This window comes from Labrys sp. HAY1-8F, from assembly GCF_056754975.1.
In genome coordinates this window covers 4,873,272-4,890,519 of the sequence record NZ_JBPGWZ010000002.1, presented here as the reverse complement: position 1 = coordinate 4,890,519, position 17,248 = coordinate 4,873,272, and the positions used below count along the sequence as shown (strand labels likewise).

Annotated in this window: 13 protein-coding genes and 2 pseudogenes; 3 read left to right on the top strand and 12 right to left on the bottom strand. The window is 62.8% G+C overall.

Features of this window, described 5'->3' with window-relative positions; genetic code table 11:
* Positions 1–114: 114 nt before the first annotated feature.
* Both ACR9ZN_RS31680 and ACR9ZN_RS31675 read right to left on the bottom strand, forming a co-directional pair.
* Positions 115–1,056, bottom strand: a complete 942-nt coding sequence (locus ACR9ZN_RS31680; protein WP_434955570.1) for a T6SS effector amidase Tae4 family protein — start codon at positions 1,054–1,056, stop codon at positions 115–117.
* A 213-nt stretch (positions 1,057–1,269) separates the two neighbouring features.
* A complete protein-coding gene (locus ACR9ZN_RS31675) occupies positions 1,270–2,022 on the bottom strand; it encodes a hypothetical protein (RefSeq protein WP_441774595.1) in 753 nt (250 codons plus the stop codon).
* A 454-nt stretch (positions 2,023–2,476) separates the two neighbouring features.
* Between ACR9ZN_RS31675 and ACR9ZN_RS31670 the strand changes: the two genes are divergently transcribed.
* Positions 2,477–4,474 carry a peptidoglycan-binding domain-containing protein gene (locus tag ACR9ZN_RS31670; protein WP_481274100.1) on the top strand — a complete coding sequence of 666 codons (1,998 nt, stop codon included), beginning with the start codon at positions 2,477–2,479 and terminating at the stop codon, positions 4,472–4,474.
* 57 nt (positions 4,475–4,531) lie between these two features.
* Here ACR9ZN_RS31670 and ACR9ZN_RS31665 read toward each other — a convergent pair whose 3' ends face one another.
* Positions 4,532–4,771 carry a hypothetical protein gene (locus ACR9ZN_RS31665; RefSeq protein WP_441774597.1) on the bottom strand — a complete coding sequence of 80 codons (240 nt, stop codon included), beginning with the start codon at positions 4,769–4,771 and terminating at the stop codon, positions 4,532–4,534.
* A 125-nt stretch (positions 4,772–4,896) separates the two neighbouring features.
* A complete protein-coding gene (locus tag ACR9ZN_RS31660) occupies positions 4,897–5,817 on the bottom strand; it encodes a LysR family transcriptional regulator (protein WP_454813259.1) in 921 nt (306 codons plus the stop codon).
* Between the two features lie 145 nt (positions 5,818–5,962).
* On the opposite strand from ACR9ZN_RS31660, the gene ACR9ZN_RS31655 reads away from it, so the two are divergent.
* The gene (locus ACR9ZN_RS31655) at positions 5,963–6,238 is read left to right on the top strand and encodes a DUF4242 domain-containing protein (protein ID WP_454813258.1); all 276 of its coding nucleotides are present in this window, start codon (positions 5,963–5,965) and stop codon (positions 6,236–6,238) included.
* Positions 6,239–6,335: 97 nt separating this feature from the next.
* Here ACR9ZN_RS31655 and ACR9ZN_RS31650 read toward each other — a convergent pair.
* Positions 6,336–7,112, bottom strand: a pseudogene (locus ACR9ZN_RS31650) (DUF6882 domain-containing protein).
* Between the two features lie 138 nt (positions 7,113–7,250).
* Here ACR9ZN_RS31650 and ACR9ZN_RS31645 point away from each other — a divergent pair.
* Positions 7,251–7,664 (top strand): VOC family protein, encoded by a 414-nt coding sequence (locus tag ACR9ZN_RS31645; RefSeq protein WP_481274099.1) that lies wholly within the window; start codon positions 7,251–7,253, stop codon positions 7,662–7,664.
* Positions 7,665–7,732: 68 nt separating this feature from the next.
* On the opposite strand, the gene ACR9ZN_RS31640 is transcribed toward ACR9ZN_RS31645, so the two are convergent.
* The 7 genes and pseudogenes from ACR9ZN_RS31640 to ACR9ZN_RS31610 form a co-directional block, all read right to left on the bottom strand.
* A complete protein-coding gene (locus tag ACR9ZN_RS31640; protein ID WP_441774447.1) occupies positions 7,733–7,921 on the bottom strand; it encodes a DUF2171 domain-containing protein in 189 nt (62 codons plus the stop codon).
* A 204-nt stretch (positions 7,922–8,125) separates the two neighbouring features.
* Positions 8,126–8,371: pseudogene (locus ACR9ZN_RS31635) on the bottom strand (general stress protein); the annotation flags it as partial.
* Between the two features lie 362 nt (positions 8,372–8,733).
* Positions 8,734–9,792: a methyltransferase gene (locus ACR9ZN_RS31630; RefSeq protein WP_481274098.1), complete on the bottom strand. Its 1,059-nt coding sequence runs from the start codon at positions 9,790–9,792 to the stop codon at positions 8,734–8,736.
* A gap of 873 nt (positions 9,793–10,665) precedes the next feature.
* Positions 10,666–11,889: a multidrug effflux MFS transporter gene (locus tag ACR9ZN_RS31625; protein WP_481274097.1), complete on the bottom strand. Its 1,224-nt coding sequence runs from the start codon at positions 11,887–11,889 to the stop codon at positions 10,666–10,668.
* A gap of 89 nt (positions 11,890–11,978) precedes the next feature.
* Positions 11,979–12,269, bottom strand: a complete 291-nt coding sequence (locus ACR9ZN_RS31620; RefSeq protein WP_434955559.1) for a hypothetical protein — start codon at positions 12,267–12,269, stop codon at positions 11,979–11,981.
* The gene (locus tag ACR9ZN_RS31615; protein ID WP_481274096.1) at positions 12,266–14,584 is read right to left on the bottom strand and encodes an FdhF/YdeP family oxidoreductase; all 2,319 of its coding nucleotides are present in this window, start codon (positions 14,582–14,584) and stop codon (positions 12,266–12,268) included. Before ACR9ZN_RS31615 ends, ACR9ZN_RS31620 begins: the two co-directional genes overlap by 4 nt.
* A gap of 524 nt (positions 14,585–15,108) precedes the next feature.
* The gene (locus tag ACR9ZN_RS31610) at positions 15,109–17,160 is read right to left on the bottom strand and encodes a caspase family protein (protein ID WP_481274095.1); all 2,052 of its coding nucleotides are present in this window, start codon (positions 17,158–17,160) and stop codon (positions 15,109–15,111) included.
* Positions 17,161–17,248: the final 88 nt, after the last annotated feature.

Here is a 17,248-nt window from a genome sequence, read left to right as displayed (position 1 = left end):
GATTGACCCATATCACCCGTTTACCGGTGCTGCCCTCCCCCCATGTCGTGGAATGTGCAATGGCGAACTACGGCACGATTTACCCAGTATCGGTTTCGGTCCGCACTTGCCGGCCTATAGCGCCACCAGCGGCCAGAAGCTGATTTTTCTCGACCTGAGAAACGCCGATTCACCCTGCATCGGGTCCATGTCGGTGTAGGTGTTGCCCATCCGATCCTTGTTCCACAAATCGATGTGCCCGCCCCACATCGAGGTTTGCCCCTTGATGCTGAAATAATGCGTGAACAGGATGATGCCTTGTCGGCCTTCGACAAATTTGAACGCGGCAAGGCCGGGCATCGGTTCGGGCGAGAATGGGGGCTTTGCCTCCCAGACATAGGCCTTCCCCTTGGCCCAGGACCAGGTTGGGAAATCGTAGGGGTTCGAAAAATGATGCCGGTGATCGGCACCGGGAAGCTGGCATGACGATCCCCAACACCCCTTGAACGACACCCCGCTCAGATGCAGGGCCTCGCAGAGCCGGACGAAACACTGCATATTGCGCAGCGGAGCCTCGCCCTTGTTGCAGGGATAGTGCACGGCCCCGTTTGTCGGGCTCATCGGATGGTTGTTCCACATCTCCTGAAAGCTGCCGACATGCCGGCCGGGCGCAGCCGGCAAGACGAGCAGCTTCGGGTTCGCCTTGACGCTGATGGGCAGTGACGGAGCATAAGTGGCGCCCATCTTCCCTGCCTTGGAAACCCAATAGAAGGCATCCAGTTCGGTATCACCGGCGGACCTGCCGCAAATCTGGAAAAAGTACCGTCCGTGAGACTCGATCGGAACATTATCAGCCGCGACCTTCGCCATGTCGTAGACGTCGATATATTTCTTCTTGGTCACATCGCCCAGATGAACGCATTGCTGGCTGAAGGCGATGTCAGAGTTCCGTGCAATCACTCCCACTTCGACCATGGGCTGCAAATCGAACTTTTTCAGGCTGACGATCCGAGTTTCACCCACAGCCAGATCGACCCGATGCACTGGCTTGCCATGAATATCGACAAAATTGTCCATGGAAATTCTCCGCGAGCCTGATCTTCGAACAACCCTGTGCGTTGAATTCGCTGCCTCGGTAGTTTTCCCCCGCAGGAATTCAACTTTGCTAGAACCGCGAATTACGACGACGATTACGGACGGTTGAGACGACGGTGCATTTCATTTACGGCGGCCGCTGACCGGCTGAACCCGGGATGCGGCCCAAATCCCCTGCAATGCCGCCGGTCCAGCTCAGCTTTTGCATTGGTTGTCCTGCACCGCGACACTCCGCCTGTATTGGGTGATCAGGCGATGGAACACCTTCGGAGGGTCTTCATCCATTGCCCACAAGGACGGATCCGGCTGCGCCAGCACGGTGGTGCGAAGGACGGCGTCCCGCTGGTAATCCAACAAAAATTCCAGCTTGTCGCTCACCCGCATCGCATTGGGTCCGAAACCGCAGCTCTCATACAGGCTGTTTGCCGCGAGTATGGCGGTTGTATCCAGCAGGTCCGTTCGCTGCATCAAGGGGACAGCGCGCCCGCCCCGCGTGAATAGGGCATCCAGATACATGAAAGCTTCCGGGGAAAGCGAAGGTTTCGTTTTCAAGGCGTACAGGTACAAAGCCGCGAGATCGGTGCGTCGCAGCGGCAGGTCCCACTTGTCCCTCCCCTGCACCTCCTGTACGTCGCAGAGGACGCCGTCTCCCCAAGTGCGGCAATCCGTACCCGCGGTGTAGCCTTTCGATTGCAGCCATCCAAGGATCTGAGGGTGCACGACGTTCAGATCGGAAATACTCAAGGCAATCGTTCTTCTCTCGACTTCCGTATCGAACAGTTGCTTGGCCTGCTTGTCCTGGTCGTCTCTCCAGATTTTATATCCAGAGACACTGGATGACGCCAGAATAAGGAAAATAATTGCGCATTTGGCCCACAGAGGCGGCTTGTCCAGGATCGCTCCGATGAGACTAATGAGGAGGGTAAACAGCAACGCTGCATATTCCATTCCTACCTCCTCGTCTTCCTTTCCTGGGAATTACACAGGATTGAAGTATTTGAAATGACGGTCACGACTTGCCGATTTCGCCAGAAACTCGGGTCACGGGCCTGTCATGGCGCTGGTTTTGAGGATTGCAGAACCATACTGAAGGCCGAAGCCGTGACAGCCCCGTGAAAAGCCGCTCGGGAGCGCCAAAACAGTCATTGAAAACATCGCCCGGCGGTGCGTACCTTATCGGCGAACTATCCACGCCTGAAATACGCGACTTCGTAGCAGAAAACCTCGCTCTGCATCGCATCCGTACGCGTCTATTGTGACTATCGATTTCGGCAAGCATCCCTTTTTCTATCGTGAATTCTTGAATCCTTTTCACGCCGCGATGCAGTGCGAACCACGACAGTAAAACCGCGCGACCATACCTATCCGCCTGAGATCTGCTGGCTCGTTGGGAGGGGCTGCCATGGCTGATTGCATCGTGATTTCGAAGGCGTCGCTTTTTCCGGATCCCGACGATTCCTCCATTGCGCTCGTCAGCCTCGCCGCGGGCGACCGGGTTTCGCAGCTGCGGGAGCTTTCGAGCTGGGCCAAGGTCTCGTTCACCGATAAAGCGGTGCAGACCTATCTCGGCTGGCTTCACGCCGACATGCTGAAGATCGCGCAGGCGACGGCGTTCAAGCTCTATGACGAGCCCCTGGGCACGCCGAGGCCTGTAACGGGCAGCATCATCGAGGAACGCGCCCAGTTGCCGCCCTGGAAGAAGGTGCGGATCCGGCTGGAGGACGGCAGCGCCGCCGAAGGCTGGATCGATACCAACGACCTGCCGGCCGATGGCTCCGATGACGCCGACGAACAGCAGGCCGAGGGGCCCGGTTCCGATACCGGCGACGAGCTCAGCCTGGGGCCGAACGAGGTCTATCGCACACCCCTCCTCAAGGCCCATGGCATTACCGACATCGACGCGGCCGCACTCGCTGCCCTCATCGATGCCGAGGCGGCCAAACTGCCGAGCGGCCAGTGGAACGCCAACTCCAAGGCCGGCACCAGCAGCGCTGCCGGGCTCACGCAGTTCCTCGATAGCACCTGGACCTCGCATGCCACCAACAGGAAGACGCTGCTGAACCAGGTCTGCAAGGCCAAGGGCTTCGTCAGCGCCGCCAACGACATCGTGGCCGCGCGGAAGCAGGCCTTGCTCGACCTGCGCTTCGATCCGGAGCTGGCAATCGTGTCGGCGGCCGAATATGGCCTGTTCAATTTGAGCGCCCTGATCGCCGAAGGGCTTGTTGACGACCAGATCGGCGACGACGAGAAAGCCCGCTTCATCTATATCGCTCACCATGAAGGGCTCGGCGGCGCGCAGGCCTTCCTGAAGCAGACGCGGTCCTACACCTTCAGCGACCTGGTGACCCAGATCGGGCGCAGCAAGGCGCAGGCCTATGTCGATGCCGCCGGCGGCGACACCACGCGGGCCTACCGCGCCTGGCTGACCGACTATGTCGACGGCCATATCGTGCCCGCCAAGTTCCGGAAGAGCGGCACCGCCGCGGCGACGGGCGGCGGCACGACCTCGCTGTCGCAATTCGACGGCGCCACCATCCCGGTGGCCGAGCTCGGCGGCAAGACCGGGCTGGTCACGGCGATCCAATGGCGGCTCTCGGAACTGGGCTTCCTCGATCCGCCCGCCGATGGCAAGTTCGGCCCGGTCTCGCTCTGGGCCCTCAGCGAATTCTGCGACCTGAACGGTATCTCGCTCGGCGGCGGCTTCAGCAGCGCCATCGCCCGCCGGCTGCTCGAGCCGACGGCGCTCCTGCCCGAGATCGCCACGACCGGAACCTGGTTCGACAAGGTCATCGCCTATATGAAGGCGCAGAAGTACTTCATCTGCCGCCATCCCGACTGCCGGAACATCGCCTATCTCGAAGGATTGAACCCGGACGGCACGCTGAACGACGACAGGCACAATGTCTTCAACGACCTCCGGATCGTCTTCGCCATCGACAGGAACGGCCGCCCCGATTTCAAGGACGCGCTCTGGGAAGGCACCACCGAGCCGGGCGATTTCTGGACCGTTCGTCCGATGAACCCCGGCGGGGCGGCCAGGATCGCCTTCAACCAGTACAAGGCCTGGGTCGTCGGCACCCACCATGCCGGCTCGCCGTCGGCCCATGAGGCCCTCGTCCAGGCAGAGCCCCTCAGCGTCTTCAGGGACCTCAACAAGGACTTCCAGCGCACCGGCGATCGCCTCGACACCGGCCTTTTCGCCATCAACCAGCATTGGGGCTATGACGCGCCGCAGGGCGATCTCGGCCGCACCAGCGCCGGCTGCCTCGTCGGCCGCACCAAGAACGGCCACCGCCAGTTCATGGCGCTGATCAAGGCCGATCCGCGCTATGGCGTGAACCGCGGCTATAAATTCGTGTCCGCCATCATGCCGGGCGACAAGGTGCTGCAAGTCGGGTGAGAGCGGATTTGATCGGTGGGCCTAACCGATCATCCCGACACCACCCTTGCTTTGCCCTCAATCGATCGCATGCGCCCGATGCGCCACCGTGGTGGCAAAGGCGCGGGCGCTGGCGGCGTACCATTCGGGCGGGTGCTTGGCGGCCAGCCCGGCGACCGAATGCACGGTGTCGGCCAGCACACGCTTGCCCGCGGTGCTCTTCGCCACGCTGAACCTATAGGAATGCCCCTCCTCATGATGGGCGATCACCACCTCGGTGCGGGATTTCGAAACGATGTCGAAGATATGAGCTGACATGAGCGCTTTCCCAGGATGATTATGTGATTACGGTGACGGTTTACCCAAGTGAGGTTCCGGCTCGCACTGTTTGCCGGCATAGTAGCATATTCAGCAGGCTGTCACCGCAATGCCTTGGCCCGGTCTCAGGCCTGCGCGACCGTCTTTTCGATATACTTCCGGGTCTCGCTCGCCTCGTTGCGCAGCCATGCCGCGAAGCTCTGAAGTTGCGGCCGCTTGTCGATATCCTGGCGAAGCTTCAGCCGATAGGGATGTGGGGCAATCAGATGTTGCGACATCGCAAAAGGATTGACGACCAGCCCCTCTTCCAGGTCGCGCTGGACCAGGGACAGGCCACAGACAAGAAACCCCACGTTCTGACGCACCGCCTCCAGGGCCAATCGCATGTGTTGATAGCGCACGCCACGATCCGGACCACTCTCGCGATGTCCGAATGCCTGAAACCATTCCACCCATCCAGGCGGCCCCGATTCCTCCAGCTGCGCTTTCAGATGCAGGAGCGGCATGCCCTCCATCTGTATGCTCGGATCCCGGCCGGCGATGCGGCGCAGATTGTCCGGCCCCGAGAAGGGCAGAAAGACATCGCTGAACAAGGGCTCGTCGCGCCCATTGCCATAGCCGACGCGCACATCTGGCGCCCCGAGCCTGAGCGGCACATCGCCGGCTCCATTGATACAGAACAAGATGTTGGGATGGTCCTGCCGAAATGCGGGCAGGCGTGGCGCCAGCCAAAGCTCGGCCCAATCCGTGTCCGCCACGATCTGGATTTCGCTGACGCGTTGGAAATCCAGCGTTTCGGTCACACGCTCCAGCGCCGCGAACGCCACATGCAGATCACCCAGCGCATGGCTGAGTTCGGGGGTTGGCTGCAGTCCCGAGCGCCCCCGCATCAAGAGGTCGGCCCCTAGATAATCCTCCAGCGCCCGAATGCGCTGGCCCACCGCGGCCGGCGTGATGCCCAGGCGATCCGCCGCCGCCTTGAGCGAACCGGACCTGATCGCCAATTCGAGCGCCTGCAGCGACTTGAGATGCGTGATGGCGGGCATTGCTAAAGATTATCTTTAGACGACAAAAGAACAAGCCTTGTTACTAAAGATTTTCTTTATCAGGCAAAAGAAATTTGCGCTTCCCGTCTCCCTGGCAAAAGCGCATCGTTGCTGGGAAATAAGCCCAAACAGCGAGGAAACAGACATGAAACGCTATGTGATTGAACGCGACATTCCGGGCATAGGGTCGTTCTCGGTAACCGAACTCTGCGGTGCGGCCCGCGCCTCGAACCAGGCACTCGCGACGATCGGCCCCCGTGTCCAATGGCAGCATTCCTATGTTGCCGGCGAAAAGACCTTCTGCATCTACCTGGCCGAGAGCGAGGAAGAGATCAGAAGGCACAGTGAGCTCAGCGGCATTCCGTTCACGAAGATCACCGAGGTTTCACAGATCATTGATCCGTTGACCGCGAACAACTGAACGCCTCGCTTGGCAGGATTGAAGCAAGCGGCCCGCCGAAAAAGCCGCTTGCTTCGGCGCTGGTATTTTCGAAACCCGGCAAAACCGTCCCCGCCGCTCACCATGGCTTCCACCAGGGCTTCTTCACCTCACGGGGCTTGATGACGCCCTCGACCTTGGCGATCCGCTGCTGCGCATCGAAGGCAAGCCTGACCTCGGCGCCATCCGCCTCGCGCGTCGCGGATATCATCGCGGGCTCGGCTTTGACCGTGTACCCCTGCTGGCGCAGGAAGCTCTCCGCCATCGCGCGATGATCGACCTCGAAATTGCTGACGACCTGCATCAGCACCGTGTTCACCCGCTCGGCCGCCACCGGTGCGCGCATCGAGGCAGGCAGCTTCTCGAGCAGAAGGAAGAGTGCGCCGTCCTGATAGGGAGCCCGGTAGTAGCAGGATCTGTCTACCAGTGCCCCGCACAGCATGGCGAGCATGTGATCGGTGATGGTGCCGAGCCCGAATTTCGGTTCGACGAACTCCCTGATGCCGCGCCGATCGCCGATCTCCTTGATCCGCGTGCAGGCCTCGAGAACGGAGGCCGGCAGGCCGCTCTGGTGGTTGGCCCAGCCTCACAGCCAGCTATTGTCCTGCTCCGCGCTAGTCCCGAGAACCTGGATCGGAAAGGCGAGATCGCTGCCGAACGAGATCTTTCCCTGCCCGATGTCGACGTCCCACGAGCGGTCGCCGATCAGGTCACCGAGCGCCAATTGCCGGGCGAATGCCGAGCCGGCTTCCGCGGAAAACAGGTCGTTCAAGGTAGGGCCATGGTTACCGTCCCGGATTGCCGCGTGAATGCCCGACTGCCGATCGAGATGAATCGCGACACCGCATTTCTGCACCGGAGACACGACGAGGCAATGTCCAAGGGAACATTGCCGCCGCATCGTCCCGCCCTGAAGTTCGCCGCACCCGCCCCGCGGCGTTGAATCGCCGCCCGCTTTTCAGCTACCCTCGCCCGGCCACCGCGGAGACCGGCCATGCGCTCGCTGTTCCACCTTGCCTATCACGTCACCGATCTCAATGAGGCCCGCCACTTCTATGGTGACGCGCTCGGTTGCGAGGAAGGACGCAGCACCCAGAGTTGGGTGGATTTCGACTTTTTCGGCCACCAGATTTCGCTGCATCTGGGCACTCCCTTCGCCACCAGCCGGACCGGCAAGGTCGGCGATCATTTGGTGCCGATGCCGCATCTGGGCGTGATCCTGCCCCTCGATGCCTGGCTGGCCCTGGCCGCCCGGTTGGAGAAGGCCGGCATCGCCTTCGAGATCCCGCCGGTGATCCGCTTCCAGGGCGAACCCGGCGAGCAGCGCACCATGTTCTTCCGCGACCCGAGCGGAAATCCGATCGAGATCAAGGGCTTCAAGGATTTCGACGGCGTGTTCGCGCGATAGACTGGCCATACCAAATGCAACGGGCGCCCGATCCGGCGCCCGTCGTCACGCCTCACTGACCAAACGACCTACCAGACCGCCTGCACCTCCGGCGCCTTGCGTTTGAGATGCACTTGCTCGTCGACGTGGTCGACCCAGTCCAGCGGCACGAAATGATGCACGCCGTCGGGCGAGGTGTTCTTGGCGAGCCGGATCTGGTCGTCGCCGAGATCGTCGACCGTGCCGATATTCACGCCATCGGCGGTGATGACCTCCATGTTCTCGCGAATGTTACCCCCGCCCGGTTCGGGGGCGAGCAGCACGCCGTCCGGGGCCACGGCAGCGAAACCCGGCCAGCCGCTCTGGCGCCATGTCTCGGCCCGCGCCGGCAGGTCGATCGAACCGTATTCCTCCAGGATCATCCTGGCGGTTTCGATCTGGTGGCTTTCGGCCTCGACCGTGAGCAGCGTGCCGCCGCGGCTCATGCCCTCGGTGTAGAGATAGCGCCGTTCGTCTGGAAAGAAGAAGTGCTTGAGCATCGCCCAGAAGCCGCCTTCGTCACGCCGGTGATCGTAGGAGGCGCTGTCTTCCTCCCGGACATAGTCGGAATTCTCGTCTTTGGCGTTGAGCGTGATCTGGTCGCGGGCAAACCCGGCCGCCAGCAATTGCTCGAGCGCGGCTTGCGCGTCGGATCGATTGTCGTAGAAACCGGTGATGATCTCGGTCATGGCAGACTTCCTTTGCATCCGCCCGTGGAGTCCACGGGCCTAAAGCGTTTTGCGATGAGACGGAATCGCCCGGAATCGCAAAGACGCGTCGAAACAAGGAACCAGAGCAAACAAGCGTTCAGGCATGAACGCGCTTTGCTCTGGGGTGACAGGACGTTCCACTATGACAATGCCTGAGCAGCGCATGCGTTCCATAAAAAGCGCAAATCGGTGACGGCAAATGGTGGGTGGAGAGCCGGAATCCTCCACTTACGGTCCGGTTTTGGCCGACATCGTACTCCCGATGACGAGACTATCGCTGCAACATTCGGTGCATCACCGGTCGCTGCTGCAGCTGCAAAATGGCCGGGATCACACCCTCCCTACGCCCGCACCGCCTCCACGACGCCCACGGCCGACTCGGTCGGCACCACCCGCGTCAGACGGAACCCGGCCTTGGCGAGAAGCTGCCGGTATTCCTCTTCCGTGCGCTCCTGGCCGCCGGGCAGTGTCAGCATCACCATGTCGAGCAGCTTGCCGGGATGGGGAGCATCGCCGGCGGGCAGCACCATCTCGACGAGCAGGAGCCGCCCGTCGGGCTGCATGGCCTTGTGGACATGGGCAAGAATGGCCAGGCACTGCGCCTCGCTCCAGTCATGGATGACGTGGGAGAGCACATAGGCATCGCCTCCCACGGGCACCGTCTCGAAGAAATCGCCGGCCTCGATCGTCACGCGCGCCCTCACGCCGCGCGCCTCGAGCAGGGCCGGCGCCTCGGCCACCACATAGGGCCGGTCGAACAGGACGCCGCGTGGCCCCGCATGTTGGGCCAGGATCGCCGCGAGCAAATTGCCAGTGGCCCCGCCCACGTCGACCACGGTGCGGAAGGGCGAGAAATCATAGGCTGCGGCGACGGCCGCCGGCTCCTGGCCATGCACGCCGACCATCGTCTCGCTGAACAGGGAGGCTTCGTCCGGGTGCCGCCCGAGATAGTCGAAAACCGGCATGCCATGCACTTTCTCGAAGGCGGTCTTGCCGGTCTGCAGCGAATAGATGATCTCATCGAGGGGTCCAAAGAACCAGGAACTGCCGAAGGTCAGCACCGTGGCCCTGGCCGCGCCCGGCGCGCCGGTTTTGAGCGCCTCGCCCAGCTCCGTCAGAGCGAAGCGCTGGCCGGGATGTTCGCCGAGGACACCCAGGCTGGCAAGGCAGCGCATGAAGCGGTGCAGCGAGGGCGCGTGGAGGCCGAGCGGACTTGCCAATTCGTCGGCGCTGCGCGGGCCGGCGGCGAACTGATCGGCGAGGCCCAGTTTCGCCGCCGCCCAGACCATGCGCGCAACCCAGCTGCCCATCGCGATCTGGATCAGCTTGACATGCGGGGGAGGCTCCTGGACCGTCGGAGAAATCTGCTGGACTGAAGCTGGGCGCGTCTTGTCGTCCATGGCACCTCTCCGGAGCGGCTTGTAATGGACCAGATCTGCAACCTAAAATAGCATGACCATCGATGCCTCGCACGGGAATGATGAAGTTGAATCATACCGCCGCATGGCCGGCCTCCGCCGAGCGCGCCCGGCACGGAAGCGTCGCGGGCAACGCTTCAACCCAAGCACGTTCCCCTTGTTGGAGCCACGGGCACGATCAAGAGGAATGTGCACGATATCAAACGCTTGCAGAATTTCCCGGCGAGGCCCACGGATGGATCTCGCCGGGAAATTCTGCTTGGCCAAAGCCTTCCGTTACCTCGGGGTTCTCTACGGCAATCGCGGAGGACACCGTCTCTCTTCCGCCAGTCCGCCTGCTCCAAAGTGGGCTCGAAGCTCTGGCTACGAATAGCCCTAGCGCGATCCCCTTTTTAGCCAGGAAACGCCGAGGGCAAAACCGTTAGCGTACGAACAAACATTACTGAACCGCCCTTATGAAATATTATTTTCCGCAATACTACTTGGATGTACTCCCTCAATCCGGTTGACATTGCGAAAAGTGGGTATAGTCTCCCTGGTTAACAGCCCTAATACAGGGAAGAATGGAAGTCGGGGATGTCAATCGTCAGCGTCATTACCGCCTCAGGTAGAGACCAGTGCGACTTTCGACCTTGATGACCAGATAAAACTTGAAATCTAAGGGAGGTTTTCGGACCTCCCTTTTTTATTGCCGTAAGGTTATCTCAAGCGCATCGCACCGAAAACTGGGTGCGGATTTTCGGCAAGAACGACGCGGCAGCGATAATCTACGGAGTCCATCTCTTTGCGCCTCGAAATCCGTCGAAGAGCATCGTCCTTCCATGACAATGTTGACGCGGTGGTTTGGCTTGCAAGTCAGCCCGTGATGCGCCCCTTCCCCGCCATCAGCGTCACGCAGGTCGCCGTCAGCGCGACCATGGCGACATAGCCGATGGCGAGGGGGATCACTGTACCGTCGAACACCTGGCCGATCAGGATGCCGATGGCAGCGCCGGGCACCATCTGCAGGAAGCCCTGGGTCGAAGCCGCGGTGCCCGCCACCTCGCCGAGCGGCTCCATGGCCAGGGCGCCGAAATTCGACAGGATCATGCTGAAGACCAGGAACTGTACCGCGCTGAGCCCGAAGAACAGCCAGAGCGGCAGCGCCTGCAGCAAGGCGGCGACGAGGATGGCCAGGGCCGCCGCGCCGAACACCATGAGCGCGAGCCAGGACAGGAGCTGCATGCCGTAGCGGTTGACCAGTTGCGCATTCACCATGCCGCCCAGCGCCGAGCAGGCCGCGCCGCCCGCGAAGAACAGCGGAAACATCGCCTCGACACCGAAGACATCGCGATAGATCTGCTGGGAGGAATTGAGAAAGCCCATCAGCGCGCCGAACAACGCCGCCATGCCGATGATATAGGCGAGCGAGACCCGGTTGGCGAAGACGATGCCGAAGCCTTCGATCACAGCGCTGAAGCCGAGCGGGCGCTTGTGTTCGGGCCGCAGCGTCTCTGGCAGGCGCCACCACACCCAGGCGATGACGATCACCCCCCACCCGGCCATGAAGCCGAACAGGCCGCGCCAGTCCATCACCGTCATCAGGCCCTGGCCGAGCGAGGGCGCGAGGATGGGCGAGAGCATCAGCACGGTGAACACCAGCGACATGATCCTGGCCATCTGGTTGCCGGCGAAGACGTCGCGCACCAGCGCGGTAGAGATTACGGCGGAGGCTGCCGCGCCGCTACCCTGGATGAAGCGCAGGGCCACCAGGGCATTGAAGTTCGAGGTGAAGAAGGCGCACAAGGCCGCTACACAATAGATGGAGAGCCCGACCAACAGCGGTCCGCGCCGGCCAAACCGGTCGGAGAGCGGCCCGAACACGAGCTGCAGCAGGCCGAAGCCGAGCAGATAGGCTGGGATCACCAATTGCCGCCGGTTGGGATCGGGCTCGCCGAGGCTGGCGCCGATCTGCTGCAGGCCGGGCAGCATGATGTCGATCGCGAAGGCGTTGACGGCAACGAGGCTGGCCACCAGCACGATGAATTCCGTGCGCCCGAGCTTGCCCACCACGGGCTCGTGGCTTGTCGTGTCGGTCATGATGGGATTCCTATGAACTGCTTTCATAGGATGATTCCAGGGGGCGCCGATAGGGCTTGGCGGCGGACCGGCAGCGTCCATCGGCGCCTTTACAGCCCGGCCAGCCGCGCCCTGCCCGCTTCGCTGATCGCCACCTTGGTGCGCTGCGTCCGCGCCTGGCGTTCCACCACGTCGAGCCAGCGTCCTTCCTCGGTGAGGTCATGTGCGGCGCGGATCACCAAGGCGTGCTCCACCTCGAACAGTCGCGCGAAGCTGCTTGTATCGTCGGCGATGTCCAGGGTCACGGCGGCGAGGATGACGCCATCGAGAGGCGAAAGACGCGGGTCGAGCCGGCGGATTGCCTCGATCGTCGCCATCAAATCCTCTTCCTCTTGGCTCATGCGGCCACCATCACCCGGCGCCTCAGGGAAACCAGCACCGATTTGGAGGTCGGCGTGTCGCTTTCCTCGCCGGCGCTCGACAGCGGCACCAGCACGTTCGCCTCGGGGTAGTAGCCCGCAATGCAGCCGCGCGGAATGTCGTAGGAGACCAGCCGGAAATTCTCGGCGACACGAATGATGCCATCGTCATGCTCGCCGACCAGATCGATGATCTCGCCGGGCACGGCACCGATGGCGGTGATGTCGTCGGGATGGATGAAGATCACCCGGCGCTCGCCCTTGATGCCGCGATAGCGGTCATCATGGCCGTAGATCGTGGTGTTGTACTGGTCGTGCGAGCGGAAGGTCTGTAATACGAAGACGCCTTGGCGCCCGCGAGCCTGCTGGAAGGCTGTCGCCTCCGGCAATGGGACGGCAGCGAAATTGGCGCGGCCGGTCGGCGTATTCCACTCGCGCTCGGCGGCGGCATTGCGCAGATGGAAGCCACGCGGCTTACGCACCCGCGCATTGTAGTCCTCGAAGCCGGGAATGGTGCGGGCGATCCTGTCGCGGATCAAATCGTGATTGTCGGCAAGCGCTGCCCAATCGACCTTGTGCGAGCCGACGGTCGCGGCGGCGATGCCGGCGACGATCGCGACTTCCGAGCGCAGCTCCTTGGAGGCCGGCGGATTGATGCCACCCGAGCCGTGCACCATGCTCATCGAATCCTCGACCGTAACGATCTGGATCTTGCCCGCGCTGTTGCGGTCGACCTCTGTGCGGCCGAGGCAGGGCAATAGATAGGCGGCGCGCCCCGGCATCAGATGCGAATGGTTGAGCTTGGTGGCGATGTGGACGGTGAGGTCGCAGGCCCGGAGCGCCTTTCCCACCAGGGGCGAGTCCGGCGTGGCGCGGGCGAAATTGCCGCCGAGACCGATGAAAGCCTTGGCGCTGCCGTCGAGCATGGCGCCGATGGCGGCAAGCACGTTGTGGCCGTCGGCGCGCGGTGGCTCGAAGTCGAACTCGCGGGCGAGCGCGTCGAGAAAGGCGGCAGGTGGCTTCTCGTTGATGCCGACGGTGCGGTCCCCCTGCACATTGGAGTGCCCGCGCACCGGGCACAGCCCCGCGCCGGGACGGCCGACATGGCCGCGCAGCAGTAGGAAGTTGGTGATCTCCCGGATGGTCGCAACCGAATGGAGATGCTGCGTCACGCCCATGGCCCAGGTGCAGATCACCTTCTCGGCCGACAGGTAGATGTCGGCGGCCGTCTCGATCTCGACCTGCGTCAGGCCCGACTGGTCCTCGATCTCTTCCCAGCTCGTGGCCTCGATGGCGGCGCGGTAGGCGGCAAGGCCATGGGTGTGCTCGGCCAGGAAGGTTTCGTCCAACAGGGTCGGCCGGCCAGCGGCGCGCTCGGCATCATCGCGGGCGAAGACGGTCTTGGCCATGCCGCGGAAGGCAGCCATGTCCCCTCCGAGGCGCGGCTGGAAATAGTCGCTGGCGACGGGTTTGGAGCCGCCACGCAGCATTTCGAGCTTGTCCTGTGGGTCGGCGAAGCGTTCGAGGCCCCGCTCGCGCACCGGGTTGAATACCACTACGCGGGCCCCGCGCATCGCTGCGCGCCTGAGATCGCCGAGCATGCGGGGATGGTTGGTGCCAGGGTTCTGGCCGACGACGAAGATGGCATCCGCCTCCTCGAAATCCTCGAGCAACACCGTGCCTTTGCCGACGCCGATGGCCTGGCGCAAGGCGACGCCGCTGGCCTCGTGGCACATGTTTGAGCAGTCCGGGAAATTGTTGGTGCCGTAGAGCCGTACGAAGAGCTGGTAGAGGAAGGCCGCCTCGTTGCTGGCCCGGCCCGACGTATAGAACTCGGCCTGATCAGGATCGGTCAGCGCGTTGAGATGGGCACCGATCTCTTGGAAGGCCTCGTCCCAGGCGACCGCCTCGTAGCGGTCGCTGGCCTGGTCATAGCGCATCGGATGCGTCAGCCGGCCCTGGGCTTCCAGTTCGTAATCGCTCCAGCGGCTCAGCTCGGCGAGCGTGTGCTCCCGGAAGAACACCGGCGTGGTGCGCTTGTCGGTTGCCTCCCAGGCCACGGCCTTGACGCCGTTCTCGCAGAACTCGAAGGAGGAACCATGCTCGGGATCACCCCAGGCGCAGCCCGGGCAGTCAAAGCCATCGGGCTGGTTCGCCTTCAGCATGGTGCGCGCGCCCGTCAGCGGCGAACCACTCGCCAACAGATGCCGGCCGCAGCTCTTGAGCGCTCCCCAGCCACCGGCGGCCGCCTTGCGAAGTCCGGTCTTGGCTGTCTCGGTCTTCGTGGTCTCGTTCATGGAGGGCTCGCAACGATCTGAAAAACTGCCCTCGCGACATATGGACGATAGCCAGTTTTATCAAATCGAAATATTCTATCGTGCGATAGGATATTGCCCCCATTCAGTATTTATATGCAGTCTTGTTCATATTTATACGAATTACAAACTGCGTGACATGGGTCATTCCCAGTCATACTGCACAATAACATGTCGCTATAGACGCATCGGCGATGCGAAAACGCGCTTCGTGCCCATTTCAAAGGCATCAACTCTCATTCCCTAAAGCAGATCTGCATGTATTGCATGGCGCATCAGCGCCGGGCTCATACCGGGCAACTTCGCAGATTATTTCTGGGAATGAGGTCAAACCGTTGCGCGAAAACTGGCAAAGGGATGCGCCGCTTAAAGCGCGCCCCGTTCAAGGTGCTTGCAGGCCATCGAGCCGGAAGTGCGCTACCTTATCGTTGAGGTCGCGGAGCCCCTCACCTTACACAAATCCATTCACTTTCAAGTACCTTGCAAAGACCTTGAAAGGGATGCGCTTAAGGCGTAGCTGCCACCGGGGCCGTCGGCATTGGAGCGAGCTTGCGCAGATCCTCCGTCATGCCGGGCGCGAGCTCGCTATCGGCCTTGCCTTCGATGAGGTTGCGCTTGAGCAATTCCTGCTGCAGCACGACCCGGTATTCCCGCGGCCATTTGGCGAAATTGGCAAGGATGTCGTCGACGCTGCGCGGATCGCCGCCGACGGCGGCATCGCCCATCATGCGGGCGGCAGCGGCATAGTTCTGCGGCACGCCGAGCCCATCCAGATACATCAAGGCGAGTTGATAGGTGGCGTAGCTGTTATCGGCCTTCTGCGCCTTGCCGAACTCCTCCAGCGCATCCTTGACGTCCTGCCGCACGCCGTAGCCGGTCTTCAGCATCAAGGCGAGATGGATGCCGGTGTCTTCGGGACGCGACAGGCGGGCCTTGTCGAGCGCCGCCATGCCCTTGGCATAGTCCTTCGGCACGTTGAAGCCGAAGAGATACATGTAGCCGATCCAGACATTGGCGGCCTGGTCGCCGGACGCGGCGGCCTTGCTCAGTTCCCGTGTGACGCCAGCCTTGCCCCGCATGCGCTCGAAGGGCTCGACGAAGCCGCGCTTGAAGAAGAAGGAGCCGAGCGGCTGCTGCCAGGCCATGGTGAGGGAGATGGAGCTGTTGCCGTCCGGGTTGCTGGCTCCGCCGGCCCTGGCCTTGAACAGGCGGCCGGAGCTGATCCAGCCACCCTGGCTGCCGGCAATGCCGGCCCGCAAATTCATGGCGAGCGCCTTGTCGTTCTGGCCGGCATCGGCGAGCGCATCGCCGAGCTGATGCATGAAGCGCCGCTCGCGCGGATATTGCTTGAGTGCCGCCTCGCAGGCCGCGACGATCTCCTTGGGCGAGGCCGTGCGGGTGCGCCGCATCACGGTGTCGGGATCGAGCGGCGCCGCCCCGATGCGATCGCATTCGGTTTCAGGCGCGGGGATGCGCTCGCCGGCCGGCGGGGGCAGTGGATCGAGCTCGCTGACGCCCAGAAGCTGCTTGAGCCTCTCCTCCGCCTCGCCGGCATCGCGAGAGTCGCGGAAACGGTCCCGGAATTCCTCGATCACCTCAGGCATGTCGACATCCTTGACCACTTGCCAGATGCGCGGATCGCTCATGCGCAGCATCGCACCGCTAGCGGCCCCGCCATTCTGGAACAGCGAGGGCGGCACCACCTGCGGCGTGAACTTGGTCTGCTTGCGCGGCGGTGGCTCGACGGGAGGCGGTGGTTCGGCCGGCGGCACCATCGCCACCTGCCCGCCTTTCGCAGGCGCCAGGGTGATGACGTCGCCGCCCAGCGAACCATTGAAGAAGGGCGTCTGCTGGCGGTCGGTGGCGCTGAGCACGTCGTCGCGCACCTTGCCGAGGGCGAGGCGGATGTCGAGGCCGGGCCGGGTGAGATAGCGCGCCAGCGCCTGCGCATAGGGGCTGTTGATGCCGTTGCCATCCAGCGCCACGCTGCCCTCACGGGCGGCATAGGCGACGAGCACATTGTCACCCTCCGGCTCCACCCGTGCCAGCCCCTTGCCGACGGAGCGCGTGCCGCGCGTGCGCGACATCTTGGCGAGGAAGGGATTGTTGCGGCAGGCATCGAGGATCACCAGCTTGAGCTGGCCGGCTCCATCCGTCGCCTCGACCACGCGCGACAGCGCCAGCGTCTCGTCCTGGACGTCGCGATCGCTGGTCAGATGCGCATCGATCGGCACCAGATAGTTCTCGCCGCCGATCTCGATGCCGTGGCCGGAGAAATAGACCACCGCGATATCGGCATTCGACGCGCTCGCCTGGAAGCGCCGCAGCGCCGCGATCATGCCGGCACGGTCGGCGTCAACCACGGTATCGACCGCATCGAAGCCGGCCTTCTGGAGCGTCTCCTTCAACAGCCCGACATCGCGCCCGGGATTGGCGAGGCGCGCCACCTTGGCATAGTCGCTATTGCCGATCAGCAGCGCCACGCGCCGGCCGGCAAGGGCGACATCCGGCACGAAGGCCACCGCAAGGAAGAGCAACAGGGCAAGGCATCGTTTCATCGGACAATCGGACCGTTCTGGAGACTCCATGGCCGCCAAAGGGCGGCGCGCCTATCTCCGATGGAACAAGTGGGCCCCGATGTCCATG